The organism is Plantactinospora sp. BB1, assembly GCF_003030385.1.
Classification (GTDB): domain Bacteria; phylum Actinomycetota; class Actinomycetes; order Mycobacteriales; family Micromonosporaceae; genus Plantactinospora.
Genome location: NZ_CP028159.1, coordinates 3,312,289 through 3,336,612 on the forward strand (window position 1 = coordinate 3,312,289; position 24,324 = coordinate 3,336,612).

21 protein-coding genes and 1 pseudogene are annotated in these 24,324 nt (G+C 73.0%); 15 read left to right on the forward strand and 7 right to left on the reverse strand.

Translation table 11 applies throughout. The features are described 5' to 3' along the window. The first annotated feature begins 37 nt into the window (after window positions 1-37). Genes C6W10_RS14475 through C6W10_RS14485 form a run of 3 tightly spaced genes read left to right on the forward strand, consistent with a single transcriptional unit; the run spans window position 38 to window position 4,130 of the window. Entirely contained in the window at window positions 38-1,543 is a 1,506-nt protein-coding gene (locus C6W10_RS14475) for a VWA domain-containing protein (RefSeq protein ID WP_159104585.1), read from the forward strand. After that, complete coding sequence (locus tag C6W10_RS14480; protein ID WP_107258533.1) at window positions 1,543-2,691, forward strand: hypothetical protein; 1,149 nt, start codon at window positions 1,543-1,545, stop codon at window positions 2,689-2,691. The genes C6W10_RS14475 and C6W10_RS14480 overlap by 1 nt, the downstream gene beginning before the upstream one ends. An 8-nt stretch (window positions 2,692-2,699) precedes the next feature. Next, window positions 2,700-4,130: an ABC transporter substrate-binding protein gene (locus C6W10_RS14485; RefSeq protein ID WP_107258534.1), complete on the forward strand. Its 1,431-nt coding sequence runs from the start codon at window positions 2,700-2,702 to the stop codon at window positions 4,128-4,130. A gap of 30 nt (window positions 4,131-4,160) precedes the next feature. Here C6W10_RS14485 and C6W10_RS14490 read toward each other — a convergent pair whose 3' ends face one another. Continuing rightward, a complete protein-coding gene (locus tag C6W10_RS14490) occupies window positions 4,161-4,424 on the reverse strand; it encodes a hypothetical protein (RefSeq protein ID WP_107258535.1) in 264 nt (87 codons plus the stop codon). A 246-nt stretch (window positions 4,425-4,670) separates the two neighbouring features. Here C6W10_RS14490 and C6W10_RS14495 point away from each other — a divergent pair, with 246 nt between their 5' ends. Next, window positions 4,671-6,233 (forward strand): hypothetical protein, encoded by a 1,563-nt coding sequence (locus C6W10_RS14495; protein WP_107258536.1) that lies wholly within the window; start codon window positions 4,671-4,673, stop codon window positions 6,231-6,233. Here C6W10_RS14495 and C6W10_RS39455 read toward each other — a convergent pair. Genes C6W10_RS39455 through C6W10_RS14510 form a run of 3 tightly spaced genes read right to left on the reverse strand, consistent with a single transcriptional unit; the run spans window position 6,209 to window position 8,252 of the window. Beyond that, complete coding sequence (locus tag C6W10_RS39455) at window positions 6,209-6,976, reverse strand: hypothetical protein (RefSeq protein WP_159104586.1); 768 nt, start codon at window positions 6,974-6,976, stop codon at window positions 6,209-6,211. The two genes, C6W10_RS14495 and C6W10_RS39455, sit on opposite strands and share 25 nt — an antisense overlap. After that, window positions 6,973-7,641 carry a hypothetical protein gene (locus tag C6W10_RS14505; protein WP_107258538.1) on the reverse strand — a complete coding sequence of 223 codons (669 nt, stop codon included), beginning with the start codon at window positions 7,639-7,641 and terminating at the stop codon, window positions 6,973-6,975. The genes C6W10_RS39455 and C6W10_RS14505 overlap by 4 nt, the downstream gene beginning before the upstream one ends. Then, the gene (locus tag C6W10_RS14510; RefSeq protein WP_159104587.1) at window positions 7,638-8,252 is read right to left on the reverse strand and encodes a hypothetical protein; all 615 of its coding nucleotides are present in this window, start codon (window positions 8,250-8,252) and stop codon (window positions 7,638-7,640) included. Before C6W10_RS14510 ends, C6W10_RS14505 begins: the two co-directional genes overlap by 4 nt. Window positions 8,253-8,429: 177 nt before the next feature. On the opposite strand from C6W10_RS14510, the gene C6W10_RS14515 reads away from it, so the two are divergent. The 8 genes from C6W10_RS14515 (at window position 8,430) to dapB (ending at window position 19,038) form a co-directional block, all read left to right on the forward strand. After that, complete coding sequence (locus C6W10_RS14515; protein ID WP_107258540.1) at window positions 8,430-9,806, forward strand: MATE family efflux transporter; 1,377 nt, start codon at window positions 8,430-8,432, stop codon at window positions 9,804-9,806. A gap of 69 nt (window positions 9,807-9,875) precedes the next feature. After that, window positions 9,876-10,769 carry a tRNA pseudouridine(55) synthase TruB gene (truB, locus tag C6W10_RS14520; RefSeq protein WP_107258541.1) on the forward strand — a complete coding sequence of 298 codons (894 nt, stop codon included), beginning with the start codon at window positions 9,876-9,878 and terminating at the stop codon, window positions 10,767-10,769. Window positions 10,770-10,840: 71 nt separating this feature from the next. Continuing rightward, a complete protein-coding gene (locus tag C6W10_RS14525; protein WP_107258542.1) occupies window positions 10,841-11,785 on the forward strand; it encodes a bifunctional riboflavin kinase/FAD synthetase in 945 nt (314 codons plus the stop codon). 233 nt (window positions 11,786-12,018) lie between these two features. Further along, window positions 12,019-12,288, forward strand: coding sequence for a 30S ribosomal protein S15 (gene rpsO / locus C6W10_RS14530; protein ID WP_101370399.1), 270 nt, complete (start codon window positions 12,019-12,021; stop codon window positions 12,286-12,288). A 311-nt stretch (window positions 12,289-12,599) separates the two neighbouring features. Then, the gene (locus C6W10_RS14535) at window positions 12,600-14,990 is read left to right on the forward strand and encodes a polyribonucleotide nucleotidyltransferase (RefSeq protein ID WP_107258543.1); all 2,391 of its coding nucleotides are present in this window, start codon (window positions 12,600-12,602) and stop codon (window positions 14,988-14,990) included. A 181-nt stretch (window positions 14,991-15,171) separates the two neighbouring features. After that, window positions 15,172-16,548 (forward strand): pitrilysin family protein, encoded by a 1,377-nt coding sequence (locus C6W10_RS14540; RefSeq protein ID WP_107263944.1) that lies wholly within the window; start codon window positions 15,172-15,174, stop codon window positions 16,546-16,548. Between the two features lie 85 nt (window positions 16,549-16,633). Next, window positions 16,634-18,214 carry a serine/threonine-protein kinase gene (locus C6W10_RS14545; RefSeq protein WP_107258544.1) on the forward strand — a complete coding sequence of 527 codons (1,581 nt, stop codon included), beginning with the start codon at window positions 16,634-16,636 and terminating at the stop codon, window positions 18,212-18,214. Between the two features lie 32 nt (window positions 18,215-18,246). Next, a complete protein-coding gene (gene dapB, locus C6W10_RS14550; RefSeq protein ID WP_369938421.1) occupies window positions 18,247-19,038 on the forward strand; it encodes a 4-hydroxy-tetrahydrodipicolinate reductase in 792 nt (263 codons plus the stop codon). A gap of 437 nt (window positions 19,039-19,475) precedes the next feature. Here dapB and C6W10_RS14555 read toward each other — a convergent pair whose 3' ends face one another. Next, window positions 19,476-20,054: a GNAT family N-acetyltransferase gene (locus tag C6W10_RS14555; RefSeq protein WP_107258546.1), complete on the reverse strand. Its 579-nt coding sequence runs from the start codon at window positions 20,052-20,054 to the stop codon at window positions 19,476-19,478. Between the two features lie 35 nt (window positions 20,055-20,089). Between C6W10_RS14555 and C6W10_RS14560 the strand changes: the two genes are divergently transcribed. After that, window positions 20,090-21,394, forward strand: a complete 1,305-nt coding sequence (locus C6W10_RS14560; protein ID WP_234361754.1) for a glycosyltransferase 87 family protein — start codon at window positions 20,090-20,092, stop codon at window positions 21,392-21,394. A 9-nt stretch (window positions 21,395-21,403) separates the two neighbouring features. Here C6W10_RS14560 and C6W10_RS14565 read toward each other — a convergent pair. After that, window positions 21,404-21,844, reverse strand: a pseudogene (locus tag C6W10_RS14565) (N-acetyltransferase family protein); the annotation flags it as partial. 80 nt (window positions 21,845-21,924) lie between these two features. Between C6W10_RS14565 and C6W10_RS14570 the strand changes: the two are divergent. Continuing rightward, entirely contained in the window at window positions 21,925-23,154 is a 1,230-nt protein-coding gene (locus tag C6W10_RS14570; protein WP_107258547.1) for a winged helix-turn-helix domain-containing protein, read from the forward strand. 103 nt (window positions 23,155-23,257) lie between these two features. After that, the gene (locus C6W10_RS14575) at window positions 23,258-23,827 is read left to right on the forward strand and encodes a DUF2752 domain-containing protein (RefSeq protein WP_107258548.1); all 570 of its coding nucleotides are present in this window, start codon (window positions 23,258-23,260) and stop codon (window positions 23,825-23,827) included. A 35-nt stretch (window positions 23,828-23,862) separates the two neighbouring features. On the opposite strand, the gene C6W10_RS14580 is transcribed toward C6W10_RS14575, so the two are convergent. Further along, complete coding sequence (locus C6W10_RS14580) at window positions 23,863-24,249, reverse strand: VOC family protein (protein ID WP_107263946.1); 387 nt, start codon at window positions 24,247-24,249, stop codon at window positions 23,863-23,865. Window positions 24,250-24,324: the final 75 nt, after the last annotated feature.

Here is a 24,324-nt window from a genome sequence, read left to right on the forward strand (position 1 = left end):
GACGGGAGGCGGTGACGATCCGATGGGAGATGCCGGCGTGACACCAGGACCGGGCGGAAGTGGCCCGCCACACGCCTTCGGGCTGGAGATCGTGCAGAACCCGTACCGGTCGACCTCGGACACCGGGATGGCGGTCGTGCTCAGGGTCACGGCGCGGTCCCCGGCCCAGGCGGTGATGCCGGCGCCGACCGCGGCCGGCGTGGTGGTGCTGATCGACTGCTCCAGCTCGATGGGCTATCCACAGGCCAAGATAACGGCGGCGAAGCAGGCCACCCGGGCCGCGATCGACGCCATCCGGGACGGCAGCAGCTTCGCCATCGTCGCCGGCACCGATACCGCCCGGATGGTCTATCCCGAACGGGCGACCACGGCGGTGGCCAGCGACAGCACCCGGGCGGAGGCGAGGCGGGCCACCGGACACCTCTACGCCGGCGGTGGCACCGCGATGGGTGGCTGGCTGCGGCTGGCGGACCACCTGCTGCGACCACACCCCGACCTGGTGCGACACGTGATCCTGCTGACCGACGGCCGCAACGAGCACGAGACACCGGAACAGCTCGAAGAGGTGCTGACCGGCTGCGCGGGCAACTTCGTCTGCGACGCCCGGGGCATCGGCGAGGACTGGGACCACCGCCAGCTGTTGCGGATCACCTCCGTGCTGCGCGGCACCGCCGAGGCGATCGGGAACGTCGACGAGCTGGTCGCCGACTTCGAGTCCATCATGGACAGAACGATGGGAAAGCAGGTGCCCGACCTGCGGATCCGGCTCACCACCGCCCCCGGCGTACGGGTCCGGTCGGTACGCCAGGAGACGCCGACGCTCTCCGACCTCACCGAGCACGCGACCGTACTCGACGACCGGACCACCGAGTTCTACACCGGTTCCTGGACCGACGACGAGAGCCGCGACTTCCTGGTGGAACTGGCGATCGGCTACGGGTCGAACGATGACCGCCCGCCGCTGGAGGAGGAACTCCGGGCCGCCCGGGTGGACCTGCTGATGGCGGGCGAGCGGTGCGCCGACCCTCGGCCGATCGTGCTCTGCTGGACCGACGACCCGGTGGCGCCGACCCGGATCGAGCCGTTGATCGCCCGGCACCTCGGCCAGGAGGAGTTGGGCGACGCCGTCACCGCCGGCTGCGACGCCCTGGAGGCGGGGGACCGCAGAACCGCCGAGGCGCAGCTCGGCATCGCCCTCAGGCTGGCGGAGCGGCTCGGCAACACCGAGGTCCTGCACCGGCTGGCCGGGCTGGTGGAGGTCACCGGCGACCCCGACCGGCCGGTACGGCTCAAGGAGGGCTGGACCCGCAGCGCGCTGCTGCGGTTCGGGGTCAGCTCGGTGATGGCCGGCGGCGCCGAGTCGCCGTGGGAGGCTCCCCAGCCGCGCACGCCCCGATCGCCGGGGCCGCCGTCGCCGGAGCCGGGGACGGCCGCCGTCGACCAGGTCTGTCCGTGCGGGCGGATCTCGCCGCCCGACGCGACGGCGTGCGAGGCCTGCCGCCGCCCGTTCGGCGAGGCGGCGGCAGTTGGCGAGGGGGCCTGATGGTGGAACCGACGGCGGCCGGCGGTGCGGTGCGGCCGAGCACCACCCGGCGTACGCTGCTGCGCCTGCTCGGCTGCCTGCTCGGCGCGACGGTGCTGGTGCTGACCAGCTCGCTCGCCGTGATCTGGGGCACCCATCGCACCGCCGAGACGGTACGCACCCGGAGCCTCCCCTCGGTGATGGAGCTGGCGGCGGTGCGTACCGCCCTGGTCCGGGCCGACACGGCAGCGATCACCAGTTTCCAGACCCGGCAGGCCGAACTGGTCGGACCCGGCGAGGAGTACCAGAACCAGATCGCCGCCGCCAGCCAGAGCCTGGCGCAGGCCGCCGAGGACATCGGATCGGGTGACAGCAGCAGCCGGCAGATCCAGGTCGTCGAAGGGCTGCTGGTCACGTACATCAACCTGATGGGGCAGGCGCACGCGCACTACGGGCAGAGCGGGCCCGGTGGTCTCACCACCGCCTACGCCTGGTACGCCTCCCGGCTGCTGCACTCCGACGGCGGAATCCTCGCCCAGATCGACGCGATGCTGGCGGCGGAGACCGCGACGCTGGAGGCGCGGCTCTCGTCCGGGTGGCTCAATCCCTGGGTGACGCTGGTCTGGGCGGTGCCGGTACTCCTCCTGCTCCTCCTGCTCGTCGGCGCGCAACTCTTCCTGCGCCGACGGTTCCGCCGGGCGGTCAACTGGGGCCTCGCCGCCAGCACCCTGCTGCTCGTCGTGCTCGCCGCCGGTACGTCGTTCGTGCTGGTCGCGAAGGAGCAGTCGGCCGACGCCCACGCGGAACTGTCGGAGGTACGCCGGCTGTCGGCGGGACAGTCCGCCGGCGCCGACCGCGAGGGCATCGTCGCGCTCGACGCACTCCTCGCGGAATTCTGCCCCCGGCAGGACGGCTGCCAGGTGAGCAGCGACGTGTTCCGCAGCAGTTCCGACGCCGGGGCCCCGGCCGCTGCCCCGTCCCCGTCCGCGACGCCGGTCGCCGACCGCGACGTACTCCGGCACGCGGCGGAGGTCGACGAGCAGGCGGCGCTGGCCACCGGGGCGACGTCCGGCGCGTTCGTCGTGCTGCTGCTGACCTCGCCGATCGCGCTCCTGGTCTGGCTGGGGCTGCGCCCGCGCATCGAGGAATACCGGTACGGGTCGAGATGAGGCTTTCCATGCGACACAGGCTTGCCCACCTGGCCCTGCTGCCGGTGCTCGCCCTCGGGGTGGGCCTGGGCGGCTGCCTGGGTCAGCGTGACGCGGAGACGGTGACGGTGCTCGCCTCCTGGACCGGCGCCGAGGAGGCGAGCTTCCGGCAGGTGCTGGACACCTTCGAGGAGCAGTACGACGTCGAGGTCGACTACCGGGGCACCCGGGCCGTACGGCAGATCCTCCTCGCCGAGGTGCAGAAGGGCGCCGCGCCGGACGTCGCGGTGCTGCCGACCCTGAGCGAGATGGCGGCCTACCTGCGACGGGACGTACTCCGACCGCTGGATGGCGACCCCAGGTCGTCGATGAGTCCGCAGTGGCGCCGGCTGGCCCAACTCAACGAGGGCGACGGACTGGACGTGGTGCCGATCAAGGCCGACCTGAAGAGTCTCGTCTGGTACGTACCGGGACGGGTGCCGTTCGGCGCGGCGGGACCGCCGCGAAGCTGGGAGGCGCTGGTCGAGACCAGCGAGTCGCTGGCGCAGGCCGGCAGGACGCCGTGGTGCCTCGGCATGAGCGCCACCCCGGGCTCCGGCTGGCCGGGAACGGACTGGATAGAGGACATCCTGCTGCACCGTTCCGGGGTGGCCGCCTACGACGCCTGGTCGGCCGGCCGTCTCGGTTGGACCTCGCCGGAGGTACGGGCGGCCTGGGACGCCTGGGGCAGGCTGGTCGGCTCTCCGGGGATGGTCCGGGGCGGCAGCCCCGCCGCCCTGCTGACCGAGTTCACCGACGCCGGCAAGCCGATGTTTACCAGCCAGCCCGGCTGTCTCTTCGAACACCAGGCGTCGTTCGTGATCGGCATGCGGGCCGGCTATCTCGAAGACGAGTCGAGTGGCGCCATCCGGGCGGCGGACGTCCTCGGCGCGGACTACTTCCCCTTCCCGACCTTCGACGGCGGTGCCGCTCCTGGCGGTGCCGCTCCTGGCGGTGCCGCTCCTGACGGTGCCGGTCCGGACGGTGCCGGACGGCGGGACGGCTCGATGGCGTCGGCCGACTTCGCCGGGCTGTTCAGCGACAAGCCGGCCGCCCGCCGCCTGATCGAGTTCCTGGCCACCGACGAGGCGCAGCGGATCTGGCAGCAGAGCAGCGCCGGCAGCTTCTTCTCGGTCAACCGGGACGTCCGGCCCGGCGACGGGGGCGCGCCGGGCGGCGTCGACAGGCGGCCGGAGGTGACCCGGAGGATCGCGGAGACGCTGACGGCAAGCCCGAGCCCACTCTGTCTGGACGCCTCGGACGTGATGCCGGCGGAGATGGCGAACGCCTTCCAGCACGCGGTACTGGTATACCTACAGGACCCGGAGCGGCTCGATGCGCTGTTGGGAAACCTCGAACAGTTGCGCGCCGGCACCGATCCGGACGAGTGGCTGCGCGGCGCGTGCAGCGGCCCGGAGTAGCCGACGAACTGTCGCGCCGGGCAATGTGGGTCAGCCGAGGACGTTCGCGTACTCGCGGGCTGCGACGGCGCTGCCCTGGATCATGGTCGCAGCCTCGGTGAGGCGCTGCTTCGTCTGCTCGGCCCGGTTGATGGCTTCGGCGATCTTCGGGTGGCCGGTGCCGGCGGCGACCGCCCGGAGCCGGGTGAGGACCTGTTCGGTGTTCTCGATGGCCGACCGAATCTGGTTGAGGGTGCTGTTGCCCTGGTCAGCAGCCTGAGCAAGCGCGGCTTTGACTTCCTCGATGCTGGCCATGCGATCCTCCCGACTACCCGACTACCCGACTACCCGACACCCGACTACCGGCTGGGCGGGATGGCGTAGGGCCGGCTCGGCGTAGCGGAAGCAGCGCCCGCCATCACGCCCGCGTGGTCGACCGAACACTATCCGAGGTAGACAGTGTGTGCAGCCCTGCACGATCGCGCCCTTCAGATGGTCGGGCAGGTGCAGCACCCGTCGAGTCGCCCTCGCCGCGCACCGCTCGACGGTACCCTGTGGCCCGTGATCGGCGTCCCGGACGTGACGGCGGTGGCGCCACGGACGGGGACCGGGGCGCCGCGCCGTCGCCGTACGCGCGGCGCGGCGCTGCTGGAGGCCCTCGCCGTGCTCGGCACCTCGCTGCGCCTACTGCTCCGGCACTGGCCGGTGCTGTTCGCGCTCTACTTCGCCGGGGCGGCGGCCCGGGAGTTCGTCGTACTCGGCGCGGTGCAGGTCAGCAAGATCAACGGCGTACTGGGTCTGCTGGTCGTCGTCCTGGGACCGATCGCCACCCTGACCGCACTGGTACTCATGCTGCGCGCCCTCCGCCCCTCCCTGCCCTGGCTCGCGGCCGCCACGACCGAGCCGGAAGCTTCCGGTGCGACCGAGCCGACGGATCCCGCCACGGCCGAGCCGGCGGGGGACGGGGGACATCGGCCGCCGCGCCGCAGGACGCTTCTCGACCACCTGGGCAGCGCGCTGGTGCCGTTCCTCGCCGTCTACGCCTCCTGGGGATATCTCCAGGAGGATTTCACCGACTACTTCTACCAACTCTTCGTCGACATCTACCTCTCCGACGCCGCCATCTTCACCGATCCCGGACAGGTCGCCGAGAACGCGGAGCGCCGTATGCCGCTCGACATCACCGGCACCATCGTGGCGGTGGTGGCCGTCGCGGTGGTGCTGCGCTGGCTGTTGGGCAGGTGGCAGGAGCGGTCCCGGATGGGTTGGCTCGGCATTCCCGGCGCCTACGTCGAGGTCATCTGGATCTCCGTCGTCGCCGCCACGGTCGCGCAGGCACAGGATCCGCTGCTGCAATGGCTCCAGGAGCGCCGGGTCGTCGCCTGGCTGCTGGACTCCTGGCACGGGCTGGTCGACCGACTCGGGCCGCTGTCCGGGCCGGTGCGGGCCACGAGCGAGTTCCTGCTCAACGCGGCCGGCTCGGTGCAGGTGGCCGTCGTCGTACCGCTGGCGTGGCTGGCGGTCGGCGCGGTCGTCTACGGCCACCGGCTCACCCCGCCGCCGCCGTCCGAGGCCGACCTGGTGGAACGGGCCGCCCGACGGTGGCGGGCACTGCCCCGACCGATACGCGTCGTCGGCGCGAACCTCGGTGCCGACCTCCGCGAGCGGTTCGCGCCGATGGTGCACAGCCTGCGGCTGATGGTACGGGCCGGCCTGGCCCCGATGCTCTTCTTCTGCCTGGCCTTCCTGCTGGCCCAGAGCGCCCGAGAATGGCTGTGGGAGGCGGAGCGGCTGATCATCGGCGGGCAGGACCTGGAGTCGGTCTGGATGCCGCTCTCCGGGCGGCTGACCATGCTCAACGACGCGGTAGGCACCGTGCTGCTGGCCTGCCTGCTCGGTGCCGCCGTCGACCGGGTCCTGCGGATCCAACCGCCCCCGACCTCCGCGACCGAGGAATCCGTTACCGAGGAGTCCGTTACCGAGCCATCCGCCGGCGAGCTATTCGGCGCCGAGACATTCGGCACCGAGGCATTCGCCGCCGGGACGTCGGCGACCGGCGCCCCGGCCGGGAGCGGCCAGCCAGCGGGCGGGCCGGGGGATCAGCCGACCGGCAGCCGGGCGTAGCGCGGTCGCTGGGTCGCCTTGACGATCCGCAGCGCCACCGGGGTCGCCGGGCGAGGCAACAGGAAGTACGCCTCCACCTGCAACGTCCGCTCTGCGGGGTCGTCCGCGACGCAGCCCGGGCTCGACAGCCCGGCCCCGCTCAACTCCGGCGGGTTCGCGCTGAACAGCCGACCCTCCCGGTCCTCCAGATAGTGCAGGCAGCCGATCAGCGTCTCCGGCGCGGAAAGCTCGAACGCCAGCTTCGCCCGCCAGAGGCGTACGCCGGCCGGCAGTGGGAGCGGTCGGTCGTCCCGGCCCGGTACGGACGGCGCCTCGACCAGTTCGACCAGACGGATCCGGGCACCGGCGAAGGTCGCCCACCCGTCGGCTCCGACACCGACCGGTTCGAGATACTCCGCCTGGGAGTACCGCTGGTAGCCGTCCTTCACCCCCGGGCCGAGCGCCAGGACGAGGGCCGGGAGCAGGGCCAGCAGCCCCCACCGGTTACGCCGCCACCAGCCGACCTGCCCGGTGCCCGCGCCGCCGGAAGCGACCGGCGCGGCCGGGGCGGCGGGCGGCGGCGGGCCGGATTCGACCACGGGAAGCACGGCGGTGTCGACCTCGGCGTACCGCAGGATCACCGTCGGCGGGCCGGTCCACGGCGGTGGCGGAGCCAGCGGGTCCCGGCGGGGCGGCGCGGGCGGCGGCGGGGCGAGCGCGTCCAGGCCCCGGCCGGCCGGGATCGACGGTGGTGGCTGGGTCACGGCGCCACCGCCCGTGCGCCGGCCAGCGGTACCGGTGCCGGGGCGCTCGCCCACTCGTCGACGCGCGCCCGGTCGAGCGTGGGCAGCGGCACCTCGGCCAGGTCGTCCATCCGGATGTCGACCTGCTGCTGCCCCAGGTATGCCGTGAGTCCGGTCGCCGCGTCCCGGGGCACCTCGAAGGCCAGGTCACCCTCGACGGGTATTCCCGGCTGGAGGACCCGGCCCGCGCCGACCAGCGACTGGGTGAACCGGGTGGTGGCCCGGAACGTCCGGTCCCGCTGGTCGCGCAGGGCCGCGTACCCGATGCTGGTCGCCCGGTCCCGGGTCGTGAGGCGGACCCGCAGCACGATCCAGACCCCGGCGGTGTCGTACGCCTCGCCGCCGGTCGCCACCTTGGCGGCGCCCCGGACGTCCAGCACCGCCGCGTCGAAGACCCGGGTCGAGACCGTCTCGCCGAATCGGCCCGCCTGGACGAAGGGCCGCTCCCGGGCCTCCGCGCCCCCGCCGTTGACCGGGCGCCAGTTGGCGATGGCCCCGCCGACGGCCAGCGCCGCGACGATCAGGGTGCCGGCGCCGGCCCGCAGGCCCAGCCGCCCCACCGGGCCGGGCGGCGCCCGGTGACTGGTGACGGAGTCGGGGTCCGGGTGCTCGGCGGGTACGGTCATCCGGCCCTCCGGTCCTGCACCGGCACCTCGACCTCGGCCCGCCGCTCGGGGTCGCGCCACTCCCAGGTGTCGCTGACGGTGTCGAGGCGCCGCGTCGTACCCCAGACCTGCACCGTCGCGCTCTTCGGCACCGGGGTGCTGTCGTCCTGCTGCCAGAGAAACGCGAGCTTTTCGGGCAGGCCGGGATTGAGATAGTCCGGCCTGCTGCCGTCGCGTACCAGCAGGACCTGGCTCGCCCGCTCCTCCGTGACCCCGGCGACACCGGTCAGCCGGACGGCGTCCCGGAAGTCGGTACGGCTCTCGTCGGCGGTGTTCTCGACCGTCGCCAGTACGGTGAACCAGCGCCTGCCGTCCCGCAGGTAGAGCGTCGGCAGCTTGCCGACCAGCCTGCTGCCGGTCACCGTGACGTTCCACGGCCCGCCGTCGACGACCTCGCCGACCGCGACCGTCGGCACCTCGGGCTTCGTCACCGTGTCCAGGCCGCCGAAGAGGCCGGACGCGGCGAGCCCGGCCACGCCGGTGCCGAGCCCCAGCCAGCGCAGTGGCACCGCCAACAGTCGGGCGCCCAGCCCCGATCGGCCCGCTCCCGGCCCCCCGCCGTGGTTCGACACGGTTCCGGAGCATAGGCACTGGTCGCTGTGCAAGCCAGTCGCGGCGCGTCCGGGTCCACGTGGTGGACGCACAGCCGGGGCAGCTCGACAGTACGCCGTCGAGGCTTCCCCGGACTGGATAGGTAAGCGATGCTATGCCTTGCGTTCCTTACAACCGTCGTGCCAGGATCGTTCCCGATGAGCCAGCCCAGCGTCCCGATCCCGGAAGTCGCCCCACCATCGCCGGAAGCCGCCGGCCCGGCGCCGAGGGCGGTCGACGCGTCCGCGCGGCGGATCCTCGGACTCGCCCTGCCCGCCCTGCTGGTGCTGGCCGCCGAGCCGCTCTACGTGCTGGTCGACACCGCCGTACTCGGGCACCTCGGGTCGGTGCCGCTGGCCGCGCTCGCCGTCGGCGGACCGGTGATGACCCTGGTCGTCTGGATCGGCACCGTCACCGCGTACGGCACCACCGGGCGGGCGGCCCGCCGGTTCGGGTACGGCGACCGGGCCGCCGCCGTGGCCGAGGGAGTCCAGTCGTCCTGGCTCGCCCTCGGCGCCGGACTGCTGCTGGCGGTCGCCATGCAGTTCGCGGCCGGCCCGCTGGCGCGTACCGTCGCCGGAGGCGGATCCCCCGAGGTGGCCGACGGCGCGGCACTCTGGCTGCGGATCGCGGCGATCGGCGCCCCCGGCCTGCTGCTGGCGGCGGCCGGCAACGGCTGGATGCGCGGCGTCCAGGACACCCGGCGGCCGCTCTGGTTCGTGCTCGGGCCCAACCTGCTCTCGGCGCTGCTCTGCCCGCTGCTGGTCTATCCGGCCGGCCTCGGCCTGCCCGGCTCGGCGATCGCGAACGCGGTCGCGCAGACCCTCTCCGGGCTGCTCTTCGCGGCCGCGCTGGTCGCCGAGCGGGTGCCGCTGGCGCCCCGGCCCCGGGTGATCGGCCGGCAACTCGTGCTCAGCCGCGACCTGCTGATCCGGGGCGCCGCCTTCCAGGCCAGCTTCCTCTCCGCGACCACCGTGGCGGCCCGGTTCGGGGTGGCCGCCGTCGGCGCGCACCAGATCGCCCTGCAACTCTGGTTCTTCACCGCGCTGCTGCTGGACGCGCTCGCCATCGCGGCCCAGGCGCTGGTCGGGGCGGCGCTCGGGGCCGGCGACGCGGCCAGCGCCCGGCTGCTGGGCCGGCGGATCGCGATCTACGGCGGCATCTGCGGCATCGCCTTCGCGCTGATCATCGGCGCCGGTGCTCCGGTGGTGCCGAGCTGGTTCAGCGACGATCCCCAGGTACGCGAGCAGGCCATGATCGCCTGGCCGTGGTTCGTCGGGATGCAGCCGCTGGCCGGCGTGGTCTTCGCCCTCGACGGGGTGCTGATCGGTGCCGGTGACGTCCGCTTCCTGCGCAACCTGACCGTGGTCAGCGGCTTCGGCGTCTTCCTGCCGGCGATCTGGCTCACCTTCGCCCTCGACCTCGGTCTCGGCGGCATCTGGGCCGGACTCACCCTCTTCATCGTGGCCCGGCTGGTCGGACTGCTGCTCCGGATGCGCTCCGGCCGCTGGGCCGTACTCGGCGCCACCCGCTGACGCCCGCCGGACGGTGGTGGGTACGGCCACCTGCCGGTGTGCCGCCGCTCTCTGGCACGCTGGTATCCCGTGAGCAGTGACGGTCTGATCGTGGTCGACAAGCCCGCCGGCATGACATCGCACGACGTGGTGGCCCGGATCCGCCGGCTGGCCCGGACCCGCCGGGTCGGGCACGGCGGCACCCTGGACCCGATGGCCACCGGAGTGCTGATCATCGGGGTCGGTCGGGCCACCCGGCTGCTGACGTACGTGATCGGGGCCGGCAAGAGCTACACCGCGACGATCCGGCTCGGCCAGTCGACGGTGACCGACGACGCCGAGGGCGAGGTGGTCGGCACCGCCGACGCCGCCGGGGTCACCGAGGAGGCGGTACGCGCCGCCGTGCTGCCGCTGACCGGCGAGATCGACCAGGTGCCGAGCGCGGTCAGCGCGATCAAGATCGATGGACAGCGGGCCTACAAGCGGGTACGCGACGGCGAGGCGGTCGAGTTGGCCGCGCGTCGGGTCACCGTCTCCCGCTTCGACGTGCTCGGCCTTCGTCGCGACACGGTCGACGGGGTGGCCGTGCTGGACGTGGACGTGGCGGTGGACTGCTCGTCGGGGACGTACATCCGGGCACTCGCCCGGGACCTCGGCGCCGCGCTCGGGGTCGGCGGGCACCTGACCGCGCTGCGGCGTACCGCCGTGGGCGGCTTCACCCTGGCCGAAGCGGCGACCCTGCCGGAGCTGGAACAACGCGCGCCGGACGTGGTCGGGCTGACCGTCGAGGCGGCGGCCCGGCGGTTCTTCCCGCAGCGCCAGGCCAGCGCCGACGAGGCGAAGGTGCTCTCGCACGGCGGTCCACTCGACCCGGGCGGCATCACCGGGCCGTACGCGGTCTTCGATCCGGCGGGTGGCCTGATCGCTATCGTCAGCGACCGGGACGGTCGGGCCCGGGCGGAGATCGTGCTCGCCCCGGCCTGAGCGAGCGGCCGTCGGCGGGCAGGCGCCGGGAAGTCGGCGGGGCAGGCGCAGGGAAGGAGAAGGGATCAGGGATGCAGCGGTGGCGGGGGTACCACGGGGCGCCGGTCGGCTGGGGCCGGTCGGTGGTCACCATCGGGGTCTTCGACGGGATACACCAGGGGCACCAGGCGATCATCGGGCACGCGGTGAAGCGCGCCCGGGACATGGGCGTGCAGTCGGTGGTGGTCACCTTCGACCCACACCCGGCCGAGGTGGTCCGGGCCGGTTCCCATCCGGCGGTACTGACCGAGCCGGCCCGCAAGGCGGAGCTGATCGAGGCGCTCGGGGTGGACGTACTCTGCGTGGTGCCGTTCACCCCCGACTTCTCCCGGCTCTCGCCGGAGGCGTTCGTGCACGACGTACTGGTCGAGCAGCTGCACGCCGCGCTCGTGGTGGTGGGGGAGAACTTCCGGTTCGGCCACCGGGCGGCCGGTGACGTGGCCCTGCTGGAGCGGCTGGGTCGTACCTTCGGCTTCGGCGTGGAGGGGGCGCCGCTGGTCGCCGACGCCGACACGGTCTTCTCGTCCACCTACATCCGGGCCTGTGTCGCCGCCGGTGACGTGAGCGCGGCGGCGGCGGCGCTGGGCCGCCCGCACCGGCTGGAGGGTGTGGTGGTCCGGGGCGACCAGCGGGGGCGGGAGATCGGCTTTCCGACCGCCAACCTGCTCTGCCACCGCTATGCGGCGGTGCCGGCGGACGGGATCTACGCGGCCTGGCTGATCCGGCGGGGCGGCCGGGCGGGCCAGGGCGCCGAGCGGCTCCCCGCCGCCGTGTCGATCGGCACAAATCCGACGTTCTCCGGCCGGGAGCGCCGGGTCGAGGCGTACGTGCTGGACTTCTCCGGCGATCTCTACGGGGAGCGGCTCGCCCTGGACTTCGTGGCGTACCTGCGGGAGATGCGCAGCTACGACGGCATCGAGCCGCTGATCGCGCAGATCGAGGCCGACGTCGAGCAGACCCGCCGGGTGCTCCGCTGACGCCGCTGCGGTCAGGCGCGCGCTGAGCAGGCAAAACCCGTGCAACCGGAGCGATCCGACCAGGTCGGGCGTGCCCTTGACTCGGCCGTACCGAAGCAGGCTGGTAATCTGACGGGGACGTCGGGTTACCGGCGTGGCCTCGCGTGCCTGCACGACGCCGCGGGTGCGAGGTCGCCCCGACCCGGTCCACCGACCGGCCGAGGGCGGACACGACAATCCAGGAACAGGGAGATATGGCGCTCGACCAGGAAAGCAAGGCCAAGATCCGCCAGGAGTACGCGACCGCCGAGGGTGACACCGGTTCGCCCGAGGTGCAGGTGGCGGTGCTGACCAAGCGGATCGCCGACCTCACCGAGCACCTCAAGGTGCACAAGCACGACCACCACAGCCGTCGTGGTCTGCTGCTGCTGGTGGGTCGCCGTCGGCGGCTACTCAACTACATGCAGAAGAAGGACATCAGCCGCTACCGGTCGCTCATCGAGCGACTCGGCCTGCGGCGCTGAGCTGAGCGGGGGAGCGGCCGCTCCGGTGCCGGTCCGGCGACACGAGATCGCCGACGACACCGACGGGCAGCCGCTCCACCCGCCCACCTCGCCACACCCGTAACCAGGGGCCAGCGCGACCACCCGATGGGGAGCCGGTCGACGCACCGGTCCTCGGTAGTGGCCCCCGGGCCGGCCGGCACACCCGGCGCCCCGGGCGCTTCGATCGAAGACCGGTTGTCTGGGCAGCTCCTCTGGCCACGGTCTCGTACCGGTGGATACCGGCACGGAGGGCAGTCGCGGGCCCCCGATCGAAGGAGTGCTACCGCACTATGACCGAAACGTCCAACCCCACGAACAGCACGCTGGGCACCCAGCACCGCACCGCCGTGATCGACAACGGGTCCTTCGGTACCCGTGAGATCACCTTCTCCACCGGGCGGCTCGCCCGGCAGGCCGCCGGCTCCGTCCTCGCCCAGCTCGGCGAGACCGTGGTCCTCTCCGCGACCACCGCGAGCAGGCAGCCGAAGGAGCAGTTCGACTTCTTCCCGCTCACCGTCGACGTCGAGGAGCGGATGTACGCGGCGGGTCGGATCCCCGGCTCGTTCTTCCGGCGTGAGGGTCGGCCCAGCGAGGACGCGATCCTCACCTGCCGGCTGATCGACCGGCCGCTGCGCCCCTCCTTCGTCAAGGGGCTGCGCAACGAGGTACAGGTCGTCGAGACCGTGCTGGCGCTCGACCCGCAGCACCCGTACGACGTCGTGGCGATCAACGCCGCCTCGCTCTCCACCAAGCTCTCCGGCCTGCCGTTCTCCGGCCCGATCGGGGCGACCCGGATGGCGCACGTGGACGGCCAGTGGGTCGCCTTCCCGACCATCGAGGAACTGGGCCGGGCCACCTTCGACATGGTGGTCGCCGGCCGTACCCTGCCGGACGGCGACGTCGCGATCATGATGGTCGAGGCCGAGGCGACCGAGCACACCGTGGCGCTGGTCGCCGGTGGCGCCCCGGCGCCGACCGAGGAGGTCGTGGCGAGCGGCCTGGAGGCCGCCAAGCCGGCCATCCGGGAGCTGTGCCGGGCGCAGAGCGAGCTGGCCGAGGTCTCCGCCAAGCCGGTCGCCGACTTCCCGGTCTTCCTCGACTACTCCGACGACGTCTACGAGGCGGTCGCCGGTGCGGCGCGCGGCGAGGTCGCCGAGGCGCTGAAGATCGCCGGCAAGGCGGACCGCGAAGAGGCCCTGGACCGGATCAAGGAGCGGGTCGTCGAGCAGCTCGCCGGCAGCTTCGAGGGCCGGGAGAAGGAGCTCGGCGCGGCCTTCCGCTCGCTGAACAAGTCCGAGGTACGCGCCAGGGTGCTCCGCGAGCAGGTCCGGATGGACGGCCGTGGGCCGCGCGACATCCGGCCGCTGAGCGCCGAGATCGCGGTGCTGCCCCGGGTGCACGGCTCGGCGCTCTTCGAGCGCGGCGAGACGCAGATCCTCGGCGTCACCACGCTGAACATGCTCCGGATGGAGCAGGCGTTGGACACCCTCTCCCCGGAGAAGTCCAAGCGCTACATGCACAACTACAACTTCCCGCCGTACTCGACCGGTGAGACCGGCCGGGTCGGTGCGCCGAAGCGGCGCGAGATCGGGCACGGCGCGCTGGCCGAGCGGGCACTGATCCCGGTGCTGCCCAGCCGCGAGGAGTTCCCGTACGCGATCCGCCAGGTCTCCGAGGCGCTCGGCTCGAACGGCTCCACCTCGATGGGTTCGGTCTGCGCCTCCACGCTGGCCCTGCTCAGCGCCGGTGTGCCGCTGAAGGCCCCGGTCGCCGGCATCGCGATGGGCCTGATCTCCGACGAGGTCGACGGCAAGACGCAGTACGTGACGCTGACCGACATCCTCGGTGCCGAGGACGCCTTCGGCGACATGGACTTCAAGGTCGCCGGCACCAGGGAGTTCGTCACCGCGCTCCAGCTCGACACCAAGCTCGACGGCATCCCGTCCGACGTGCTCGCGGCGGCGCTCGCGCAGGCGTACGAGGCGCGGCAGGTCATCCTCGGCGTGATGCAGGAGGCGATCGAGGGTCCGGCCACGATGTCGGACTACGCGCCCCGGGTGACCACGGTGAAGATCCCGGTCGACAAGATCGGCATGGTGATCGGGCCGAAGGGCCAGACCATCAACGCCATCCAGGACGAGACCGGCGCCGAGATCTCGATCGAGGACGACGGCACCATCTACGTCGGCGCGACCAACGGCCCGTCGGCCGAGGCCGCGGTCGAGCGGATCAACGCGATCGCGAACCCGACGCTGCCGAAGGTCGGCGACAAGTTCCTCGGCACGGTGGTCAAGACCGCCGCGTTCGGGGCGTTCATCTCGCTGCTGCCCGGCCGGGACGGCCTGCTGCACATCTCCAAGGTGGGCGACGGCAAGCGGGTCGAGCGGGTCGAGGACTTCCTCAACGTCGGCGACAAGGTCGAGGTGTCGATCGCCGACATCGACGCCCGGGGCAAGATCTACCTGGACAAGGTGCGGCCCGAGGGCGAGGAGGCGCCGGCCCAGCCGGCCGGCGGCGAGCGTCCGGCCGGTCGGGACCGGGGCGACCGTGGCCCGCGCGACCGCAGCGACCGGGACCGCGGCGACCGCGGCCCGAGCCGGGGCGACCGCGAGGGTGGCGAAGGTGGCGGCGGCGAGGGCGGTGGCGGCGAGCCGCGCCGCCGGCGCAACCGGCACAGCTGATCGATCGCGCCGCGCTGGCCCGGCCGCACCTGACGGGTGCACCGGGCCGGCGCGGCGCGTGCGGTACCGCCGTACCCGACGAGGTGCGGGTGCCGCACTGTTCAAGGGGCGGCGTCCGCTGTCGGGGTTTCCACCGGCGGCGTCCGCCGCGTCGTCGGCGTACAGGCAGGAGCCAGGTACCTTGAGTCGGGCGAAACGAGTGTCGGGTGCCGGTGGCGTTCGGGGTACGGCGGGTACGGCGGCCCGGGCGGTGACCCGGGTGGTGGACAGCGACCCGCTCGGCGGCACCGTACGCCGCACCGTGCTCCCCAGCGGACTGCGGGTGCTCACCGAGGCGATCCCGACGATGCGGAGTGTCTCGTTCGGCATCTGGGTGGCGGTCGGCTCCCGGGACGAGACCGGGCCGCAGTCCGGGGTCTCGCACTTCCTGGAGCACCTGCTCTTCAAGGGCACCCGCAAGCGCAGCGCGCTGGACATCTCGGCGGCGATCGAGGCGGTGGGCGGCGAGACGAACGCCTTCACCACCAAGGAATACACCTGCTACTACGCCCGGGTGCTCGACCAGGACCTGCCGCTGGCCATCGACGTGATGTGCGACCTGGTCGCCGACTCGGTGCTGGCCGCCGCCGACGTGGAGACCGAGCGCGGGGTGATCCTCGAAGAGATCGCCATGCACGACGACGAGCCCGGCGACGAGGTGCACGACCTGCTGGCCAAGGCGATCTACGGTGACCATCCGCTGGGCCGGCTGATCTCCGGCACCGAGGAGACCATCTCCCCGATGTCGCGGCGGCAGATCCAGAGCTTCTACCGGCGCCGCTACACGGCGCCGTCGATCGTGATCGCCGCCGCCGGCAATCTCGAACACGCCGAGGTGGTCAAGCTGGTCCGGCAGGCGCTGGACGGCACCGTACTGGACGGCGAGCCGGCCCCGCCGGCCCCGCTGCGGCCGGCCGAGACCCGGGTACGCACCAGCCGGCCGGGCAGCGTGGTCGAGCACAAGGAGACCGAGCAGGCGCACGTCGTACTCGGCTGTCCCGGCATCGGCCGGCTCGACGACCGGCGGTTCGCGCTCGGGGTACTCAACAACGTGCTCGGCGGCGGCATGTCCAGCCGGCTCTTCCAGGAGATCCGCGAACGGCGCGGCCTGGCCTACTCGGTCTACTCCTACTCCAGCCAGTACGCCGACACCGGCCTCTTCGCCGTCTACGCCGGCTGTGCGCCGGGCAAGGTCGACGAGGTGCTGGAGCTGGTCCGGGCCGAGCTGGCCGAGGTCGCCGCGCACGGCGTCACCGAGGCCGAGCTGGCCCGGGGCAAGGGCATGGCGAAGGGCTCCTACGTGCTCAACCTGGAGGACACCGGGTCCCGGATGAGCCGGCTGGCAAAGGGCGAGCTGCTCTTCGGCGACCTGCTGCCGGTCGACGAGCTGCTGGCCCGGGTCGACGCGGTCAGCGCGGACGAGGTGAACGCGCTCGCCGCCGACCTGCTGGCCCGGCCTATGTCGCTGGCCGTGGTGGGCCCGTTCGACGCCGACGATTTCTCCATCGATCCGCAGTAGGACCCACCGGGGGGTTCGTCCCGCCGAGCTCGTCCGGCTAGGGTCTGGCGACCGGAGGCGGGGCCGCAGCGAGGGGGAGATCGATATGAGCGTGCCGCTGCTGCCGGGGGAGCGGACCCGGCTCGGCAGGTATGAGCTGCTGGGACGTCTGGGCGAGGGCGGGATGGGCACCGTCTACCTCGGACGGGACCGGGACGGCCGCAAGGTGGCCATCAAGATGGTCCGGCCCGAGTTCTCGTACGACGCCGAGTTCCGTGGCCGGTTCCGCAGCGAGGTCAACCGGGCACGCCAGGTGCCGCCGTTCTCCACCGCCGAGGTCCTCGACGCCGACCCGGACCACGACCCGCCCTACCTCGTCGTCGAGTACGTCGACGGACCCAGCCTCGCCGCCGTCGTCAGGGAGCAGGGGCCGTTGTCCCCGTCCGCGCTGCACGGCGTGGCCGTCGGCATCGCCACCGCGCTCTCCGCCATCCACGGAGCCGGGGTGATCCACCGCGATCTCAAGCCGGCCAACGTACTGTTCGCGATGGGCGGCATCAAAGTGATCGACTTTGGTATCGCCCGCGCCTTCGAGGCGACCAGCCAGCACACCCGTACCGACCAGATAGTCGGCACGGTCGGCTACATGGCACCGGAACGCTTCGAGCCGGGCAACGGTCGGCAGGTGACCTCCGCCGCGGACATCTTCGCCTGGGGCGTGGTCGTGGCGTACGCGGCGACCGGGCGTACCCCGTTCGCCGCCGACTCCGCGCCCGGCACCGCCATGCGCATCCTGACCCAGCCGCCCGACCTGTCCGGACTGACCGGCCCCCTCCGGGATCTCGTGGATCGGGCCCTCGTGAAGGATCCCGACGAGCGCCCGACGGCGCGGGCGTTGCTCGACGCGTTGCTCGACGGCAACACCCCGCCGGCAGGTACCACCGCCGTGCTCGCCTCGGCGGCGCTGGCCGCCCGCGACAGCCTCCCGGTGCCGGGCGGCGATCCCGGGGAGGCGCAGGGCGCGGCCCGACCCGAGAAGAGGCGCCGCAGCCGGCTCCTGGGTGTCGGGGCGGCCGCCGCAACCCTCGTCGTGCTGCTCGGTGTGGGCGTCGCCGCGCTCCAGGCGCTCGGTCCCCGGGGCGATGACACCGGTGGCTCTCCGGCGACGTCCGCGCCGACCGGCCCGAGCCCGACGAATGGCCGGGCTGTGCCGGCGGCGCCGGACCCGGACACCCCGATCCTCCAGGGCACCCGGCGCACCCTGATCCACATCGCGGAGATCGACCGCGATCTGGCGCTGGACCTCCACTCCTACGAGGTGGAGGCGTCCGACGGTACCGGGACGAAGTCGCAGTTCGCCCTGGTGCCGATGGGCGTGGAGTATCTGATCAAGTCGCTGCGCGGCGAGGGTCGCGCCGACGACTCGGAGACCTGCCTCGGCGTGAAAATCACCTTGGATGGGCCGTCGTCACTGGTCGCCGCCGCCTGTAACCCGACGCAGGCGACGCTCTTCTCCCTCGACCGCACCGGCGCCAGGGACGACAAGAACAGGCCGACCTACTACCTCCACAACGAGACGCACGGTTTCGTGCAGTGGAGCACCCAACGCAAGGCGGTGATCGTCGAGTGGGTCGGCGACGCCACCCCCAGCTCGACCTTCAGCCTGGTCGACCGCGGCGCACTCTGACCCGAAGGTCCGCAGGATGCGCATGGGATAGGTTGTGGCCCGTGAGCGACGAGCGTGAACCCGGGAAGAACCTGTCGACCGAGCCGCTGCGGGTCGGCGTACTGGGCGGCCGCGGCCGGATGGGTGTCGAGGTGTGCCGGGCGGTGGACGCCGCCGAGGGCCTCGAACTGGTGGCGACGATCGACGAGGGCGACACGCTCGCCACGGCCTCCGGCGCGGGTGCCGAGGTGATGGTCGACTTCACCCACCCCGGCGTGGTGATGGACAACCTGCGCTGGTGCGTCGAGCAGGGCATCCACGTGGTCGTCGGCACCAGCGGCTTCACGGAGCAGCGCCTCGACCAGGTGCGTGGCTGGTTGTCCGACAGGCCCGGGGTGGGCGTGCTGATCGCGCCGAACTTCGGCATCGGGGCGGTGCTGATGATGCAGTTCGCGGCCCGGGCGGCCCGCTACTTCGAGTCGGTGGAGATCATCGAGCAGCACCATCCGAAGAAGCTCGACGCGCCCAGCGGCACCGCCACGCACACCGCACGGCTGGTCGCGCAGGCCCGGGCCGAGGCCGGTCTCGGCGCCGTGCCGGACGCCACCAGGGACGAGGTGCCGGGTGCGCGCGGTGCCGACGTCGACGGGGTACGCGTGCACGCGGTCCGGGCCGCCGGCCTGGTCGCGCACCAGGAGGTGCTGTTCGGTACCGCCGGTGAGACGTTGACGATCCGGCACGACTCGTACGACCGGGCCTCCTTCATGCCCGGCGTGCTGCTGGCCGTGCGGGCGGTGCCGCACCGCCCCGGGCTGACCGTCGGCATCGACGCGCTGCTGGACTGAGGTCGTGTTGGACCGAGGCCGGCGCGGCACCGGCCGGTGCCGGTAGCCCCGAGGCGGCCGGGCGGGCAGAGTCTCCCGCGCACACTGTCGAGCTGGGTGCACAAGCGGGGCACCGGACGGCGGGCGTGGGCTCGCGGTGCGGGGGGTGGCCGTTGGCGCAGCGGACGGCGTGGGCGCTGCGGTGTGGCGAACGGGCCGTTGGCGCAGCGTCCGGCGGGCGGGCGTGGCAGCGGCGGAGGGTCGGTCGGTCGGGTGGGGCGCGGCGGGGTGGGCGCGTGTGCGGGGCAGCTCGACAGTCTCGTCGGGACCAGTACCCGGCCAGCCGCACCGCCGGCCGATCGAGTCGGGTAAGCCCGTCAGCCCCGGTCGGTCAGCCGCCGGGGCGGCGCGGGGTGCCCTGCCGCCGGGGCGGTGACGAGGGGACGGAGCGGCGCAGGTCAGCCCTGCTCGGGCTCGGCGGCGAGCGAGACGTGCAACCGGAGCTGTGGCACGAGCAGGTCGTCGACGTCCAGCGCCCGGGCCGCCCCGTCCGGCTCCCAGCCGGCGGCGCCGAGGAACTTCCGGGTCGCGGCGTCCCCGTCGAAGGCCCAGGCCACCGCCGTGTCGAAGCCGTCGGTGCGCCACAGGTCGACGCTGGCGGCGAGCAGCCGGCTGCCGTGCCCGCGCCGGCCCCACCTCGGCTCGACCAGCAGGTCCGTCACGGCGACGACGCCGGGACCGAGCGTCTCGGCCAGTTCCTCCGGGGCCAGTGCCTGCTCGTCGGGGGGCCCGGATGCGGCAAATCCGACCAGATACGATTGTTCGGCCTGCTCGACGGCGACCAGGACGCGGTGCCGTTCGGAGGGTGGCGCCTCGACCGCCGCACTCCACCGGCGACCGAGCCACTCCTCGTCCAGGTTGTCGAGCACGTGCTTGGGCAGCATCCTCCGGTAGGCGACCCGCCAGGTCGCGAGTTGGATGCGTGCGATCTCGCCGGCGTCTGACGGACGCGCCGGGCGGACGTACCCGAGAGCCATGAGTGGGAAGCCTACGCAGGGCAAGGGGGGCGGCAATGGCGCAGGGTGCCGGTTGGCGTACCCGGTACCAGGTGCTATTCGTGATCGCGTTGGCGGTGCTGGTCGCCGGGTTCCTCTCGGTGGCGGCGGCCCGACACGGTTTCTTCGACCTGCGGGTGTACTACGGCGCGCTGCACCACTGGGTACGCGCCGACGGCGAGATCTACGACTGGCTCAAGCCGGACAGCAAGTACGGCTTCACCTACCCGCCCTTCGCCGCGCTGGTGATGCTGCCGCTGGCGTACCTGAGCTGGCCGGCGGCGATGGTGATCAGCGTCACCCTGACCGTGCTGGCCAGCGCGTTGCTGATCTGGTGGCTGGTCGACCCGATCGCCCGCCGGACGGGCTGGACCCGGTGGTTCACCCTGGCCGTGGCGCTCTGCCTGGCGGCGGCCTTCGAGCCGATGCGCGAGACGGTCAACTTCGGCCAGGTGAACATGCTGCTGCTCTTCCTGGTCGGCGCCGACCTGCTCTGGCTGGTCGCCCCGGTGACCCCGTTCGGGCGCCGGCTGCCGCAGCGCTACCGCCGCTTCGCCGGGGTGGGGATCGGGCTGGCCACCGCGATCAAGCTGACCCCGGGCATCTTCATCGTCTATCTGCTGGTCACCGGGAGGTGGCGGGCGGCGCTGGTGGCCAGCGGCACCGCCGCCGCGGTCACCCTCGTCGCCGCCGGGGTGGCCCCGGACGCGTCCCGGGAGTTCTGGACCACGGCGCTCTGGGACACCGACCGGGTCGGGTCGCTGTCGTTCATCTCGAACCAGTCGTGGCAGGGCGTGGTCGCCCGGCTCGACCCGGACCATCCGAACACGCTGCTCTGGCTGGTGCTGGTCGCGGTGACCGTGGGGGTCTGGGTCTGGCGGGTCCGGACCTCGGCGGCGGTCGGCGACGAGGCGACCGGGCTGGCCCTGACCGGTGTGGTGCAGAGCCTGGTCAGCCCGGTCACCTGGGTGCACCACCTGGTCTGGCTGATCCCGGCGCTGATCCTGCTGGTCGACAACGCGTACGCCGCGCCGGCCGGCAGTACCCGCCGACGCTGGCTGCTGCGGTTCGCGGTCTTCGCGTACCTGGTGCTGATCAGCCGGCTGGTCTGGATCTGGGAGCGCCGCTTCGACGGCCTGCTCGGCTTCCTGGGCAGCAACTTCTATGTCTGGATCAGCGTCGCGCTGCTCTTCGCGCTACCGGTCCGGGGGCCCAGCCAGCTCGCCGAGACGGGCGGCGTAGCGGAGTTCGACCAGCCCAAGCGGCGGCCGTCCCCCCGACCGTTGCAGTTCGTAGGTCGCCCGCTCACCATCCGCGACTAGCCCGGCCCGCTCGTAGAAGCGGCGGGCCCGCCGGTTGTCGGCGAGGATCCAGAGCCGCAGCTCGGTCCAGCCGAGTGCGGTCAGCTCGCCGACCGAGGCGGCGAGCAGGCGCCGGCCCACCCCGGTGCCCCAGTACCCGGGCCGGACGTAGAGGCCGAGAATCTCGGCGTACCGGTGGTCGAGGCGGTCCGGGTCCTGGTCGGTGCGGTACGGCCCGACGGTGGCGAAGCCGAGTACGGTCTCGTCGTCGGCCCGGGCCACCAGAGTCCGGAACGGGTGGTCGGGTTCGGCGGTACCGAGGTCGCGGCGGCGCTGCGCCCAGGCGGCGACGTTCAGCCGGGCCAGCACCTCGGGCGGCATGATCTCGGCGTACCCCGTCTGCCAGCTCCGGACGTGCACCTCGGCGATGGCCGGGGCGTCCTCGGGGCACTCGGGGCTGACGGCTAGCATCAGCACTGTTTTATCCCGTTTTGCGGGCCAGGTCCAGGTCCGGCGCGTCGTGTCGGACCGGTCGGCTAGGGTCCGGTGCGATGGCCGTACCTGAATCGTTGTCGCTCGCCCAGGCCCGGCGGATCGCGCTGGCCGCCCAGGGTTTCGCCGACCCCGCGCCCGGAGCCGTGCCGACCCGTCGGCACCTGCGCCGGGTGCTCGACCGGCTCGGCCTGCTCCAGATGGACTCGGTCAACGTTCTGCAACGGGCGCACTACCTGCCGCTCTACAGCCGGCTCGGGCCCTATCCGACCGAGCTGCTCGACCGGTCCGCCTACCGGCGCCCGCGGGACCTCTTCGAATACTGGGGCCACGAGGCGTCGCTGGTCCGGGTCGACCTGCAACCGGCGCTGCGCTGGCGGATGGCCGCCGCGCACACCGACGCCTGGGGCGGGATGCGCCGGATCGCCGTCGAGCAGCCGGCGCTGGTCGCCCGGGTCCTCGACGAGGTGCGGGCCGGCGGCCCGATGACCGCCGCCGAGATCGAGCACGACGCGCCCCGGGAGACCGGCAACTGGGGCTGGAACTGGTCGGCGGTCAAGCGGGCCTGCGAGTTCCTGTTCTGGGCCGGTGAGCTGACCGCCGCCTCCCGGAACAGCTCCTTCGCCCGGGTCTACGACGTACCCGAACGGGTGCTGCCGCCGGAGGTGCTGGCCGCGCCGACCCCGGAGCCGGCGGAGGCGCACCGCCGGCTGGTCGGGGTCGCCGCCCGGGCGCTCGGGGTGGCGGCCGAGCCGGAGCTGCGGGACTATTTCCGGCTGCCGGTCGCGGGCGCCCGCACCGCCCTCGCCGAGCTGGTCGAGGCGGGCGAGCTGCGGCCGGTCACGGTGCAGGGCTGGCGGCTCCCCGCCTATCTGCACCGGGAGGCCCGGCTGCCCCGGTGGATCCGGGCCAGCACCCTGGTCAGCCCCTTCGACCCGCTGATCTGGGAACGGTCCCGCACCGAGCGCCTCTTCGGGTTCAGCTACCGGATCGAGATCTACGTCCCCGCGGCGCAGCGGGTGCACGGCTACTACGTGCTGCCGTTCCTGCTCGGCGACCGGTTCGTCGCCCGGGTCGACCTGAAGGCCGACCGCAGGGCCGGCACGCTGCTGGTGCCGGCGGCCTGGGCCGAGCCCGGCACCGATCCGGTCGAGACCGCCGGGGCGCTCGCCGCCGAGCTGCACCGGCTGGCCGGCTGGCTCGGCCTGGCCGCGGTGGCGGCCCCCGCCGGGGGAGACCTCGCCGGGCCGCTGCGCGCCGCCCTCGCCGGCATGCTCGCGGTACGGTGAGACGAGCCGGCCGGCGACCGCCGGACCGGCCGGGCGACGCGCCGTGCGTGCTGGCGGGCGACGCGACGCCCTGGCGGACGCGATCGGCGACGGGTAGGACGGAATGACGAGCGTTGACGAGAACCGGTCCGGCGGGTCCGGCCCGAACCCGGCCGACGCCCCGACCGGCTACCCGGACTACCCGGACTACCCGGGTTATCCGGCGCCGCCCTACCTTGCTCCCGAGCCCGACCGGCTGACCCGGTTCGTCAACCGGATCCAGGCGCGGGCGCCCCGCTGGCTCGCCCCGGTGGCAGCGCTCGGCTGCCTGGCCGGCGCGGTCGGCTACACGCTGATCACCGATCCGACCCGCAGCGCCCCCGACGCCGCACCGTCCTGCATCTCCAAGCTCATCACCGGGCTGGACTGCCCGGGCTGCGGCGGCACCCGCGCCCTCTGGTACGTCCTGCACGGCGACCTGCCGGCGGCGGCCCGGCACCACCTGCTCTTCGTCTTCGCCCTGCCGTTCCTGCTCTACCTCTACGTCGCCTGGGCCGGGCGGCAGATCTTCGGCTGGCGACTGCCGCAGTTGGAGGTCACCCCGAAGATGATCGGCATCTTCCTCGCCGCCTGGGGAGTCTTCTCGGTGCTGCGCAACCTGCCGTGGGCACCCTTCGACATCTTCTATGTCTGAGGCGCCGGATCTTCTATGTCTGAGGCGCCGGCCGGCTACGCCTGCGGGACACGGACCCGGCTCGGGGAGCCGACCCGGTGCAGCGTGCCGTCCGGGTCGACGAAGGCGAACTCGCGCAGGCCGTAGGGGGTCTCCCGCACCTCGCCCAGCCGCCCCTCGACCCCCGACCCGGCCCAGCTCGCCCGCAGCGCGTCGGCGTCGGAGACGTAGAGGTAGACGGTCGACGCCGTCCGGGCCGGGTCGTGCTCGGCCCACTCCGTGAGGTGCAGGGAGACGGGCCCGCGTTCGACGAAGCCGTACCGCTCAGCGCCGTCGTACGCCCGCACGGCGAAGCCCAGCCGTCGGTAGCGGTCCAGCGCGGTGTCCAGGTCGCGTACCGGCAGCACCGGGGCGACCCGGTCGAACGTGACTTCCTCGGCCATCCGATCCTCCACGTCGTCGCCTCGCTGTCCGTGCCGCGCGGACAGGTGTGACGTCTCGGACCGTACCGCGCCCGG

Excerpts from the sequence above, each read along its gene's own strand:
- C6W10_RS14555 (WP_107258546.1), bottom strand. The coding sequence starts at position 20,054 with ATGGCTCTCGGGTACGTCCGCCCGGCGCGTCCGTCAGACGCCGGCGAG.
- C6W10_RS14545 (WP_107258544.1), top strand. The coding sequence starts at position 16,634 with ATGAGCGTGCCGCTGCTGCCGGGGGAGCGGACCCGGCTCGGCAGGTAT.
- C6W10_RS14560 (WP_234361754.1), top strand. The coding sequence starts at position 20,090 with ATGGCGCAGGGTGCCGGTTGGCGTACCCGGTACCAGGTGCTATTCGTG.
- rpsO (WP_101370399.1), top strand. The coding sequence starts at position 12,019 with ATGGCGCTCGACCAGGAAAGCAAGGCCAAGATCCGCCAGGAGTACGCG.
- C6W10_RS14505 (WP_107258538.1), bottom strand. The coding sequence starts at position 7,641 with ATGACCGTACCCGCCGAGCACCCGGACCCCGACTCCGTCACCAGTCAC.
- C6W10_RS14580 (WP_107263946.1), bottom strand. The coding sequence starts at position 24,249 with ATGGCCGAGGAAGTCACGTTCGACCGGGTCGCCCCGGTGCTGCCGGTA.
- C6W10_RS14575 (WP_107258548.1), top strand. The coding sequence starts at position 23,258 with ATGACGAGCGTTGACGAGAACCGGTCCGGCGGGTCCGGCCCGAACCCG.
- C6W10_RS14485 (WP_107258534.1), top strand. The coding sequence starts at position 2,700 with ATGCGACACAGGCTTGCCCACCTGGCCCTGCTGCCGGTGCTCGCCCTC.
- C6W10_RS14480 (WP_107258533.1), top strand. The coding sequence starts at position 1,543 with ATGGTGGAACCGACGGCGGCCGGCGGTGCGGTGCGGCCGAGCACCACC.
- C6W10_RS14535 (WP_107258543.1), top strand. The coding sequence starts at position 12,600 with ATGACCGAAACGTCCAACCCCACGAACAGCACGCTGGGCACCCAGCAC.
- C6W10_RS14525 (WP_107258542.1), top strand. The coding sequence starts at position 10,841 with ATGCAGCGGTGGCGGGGGTACCACGGGGCGCCGGTCGGCTGGGGCCGG.
- C6W10_RS14570 (WP_107258547.1), top strand. The coding sequence starts at position 21,925 with ATGGCCGTACCTGAATCGTTGTCGCTCGCCCAGGCCCGGCGGATCGCG.
- C6W10_RS14490 (WP_107258535.1), bottom strand. The coding sequence starts at position 4,424 with ATGGCCAGCATCGAGGAAGTCAAAGCCGCGCTTGCTCAGGCTGCTGAC.
- C6W10_RS14515 (WP_107258540.1), top strand. The coding sequence starts at position 8,430 with ATGAGCCAGCCCAGCGTCCCGATCCCGGAAGTCGCCCCACCATCGCCG.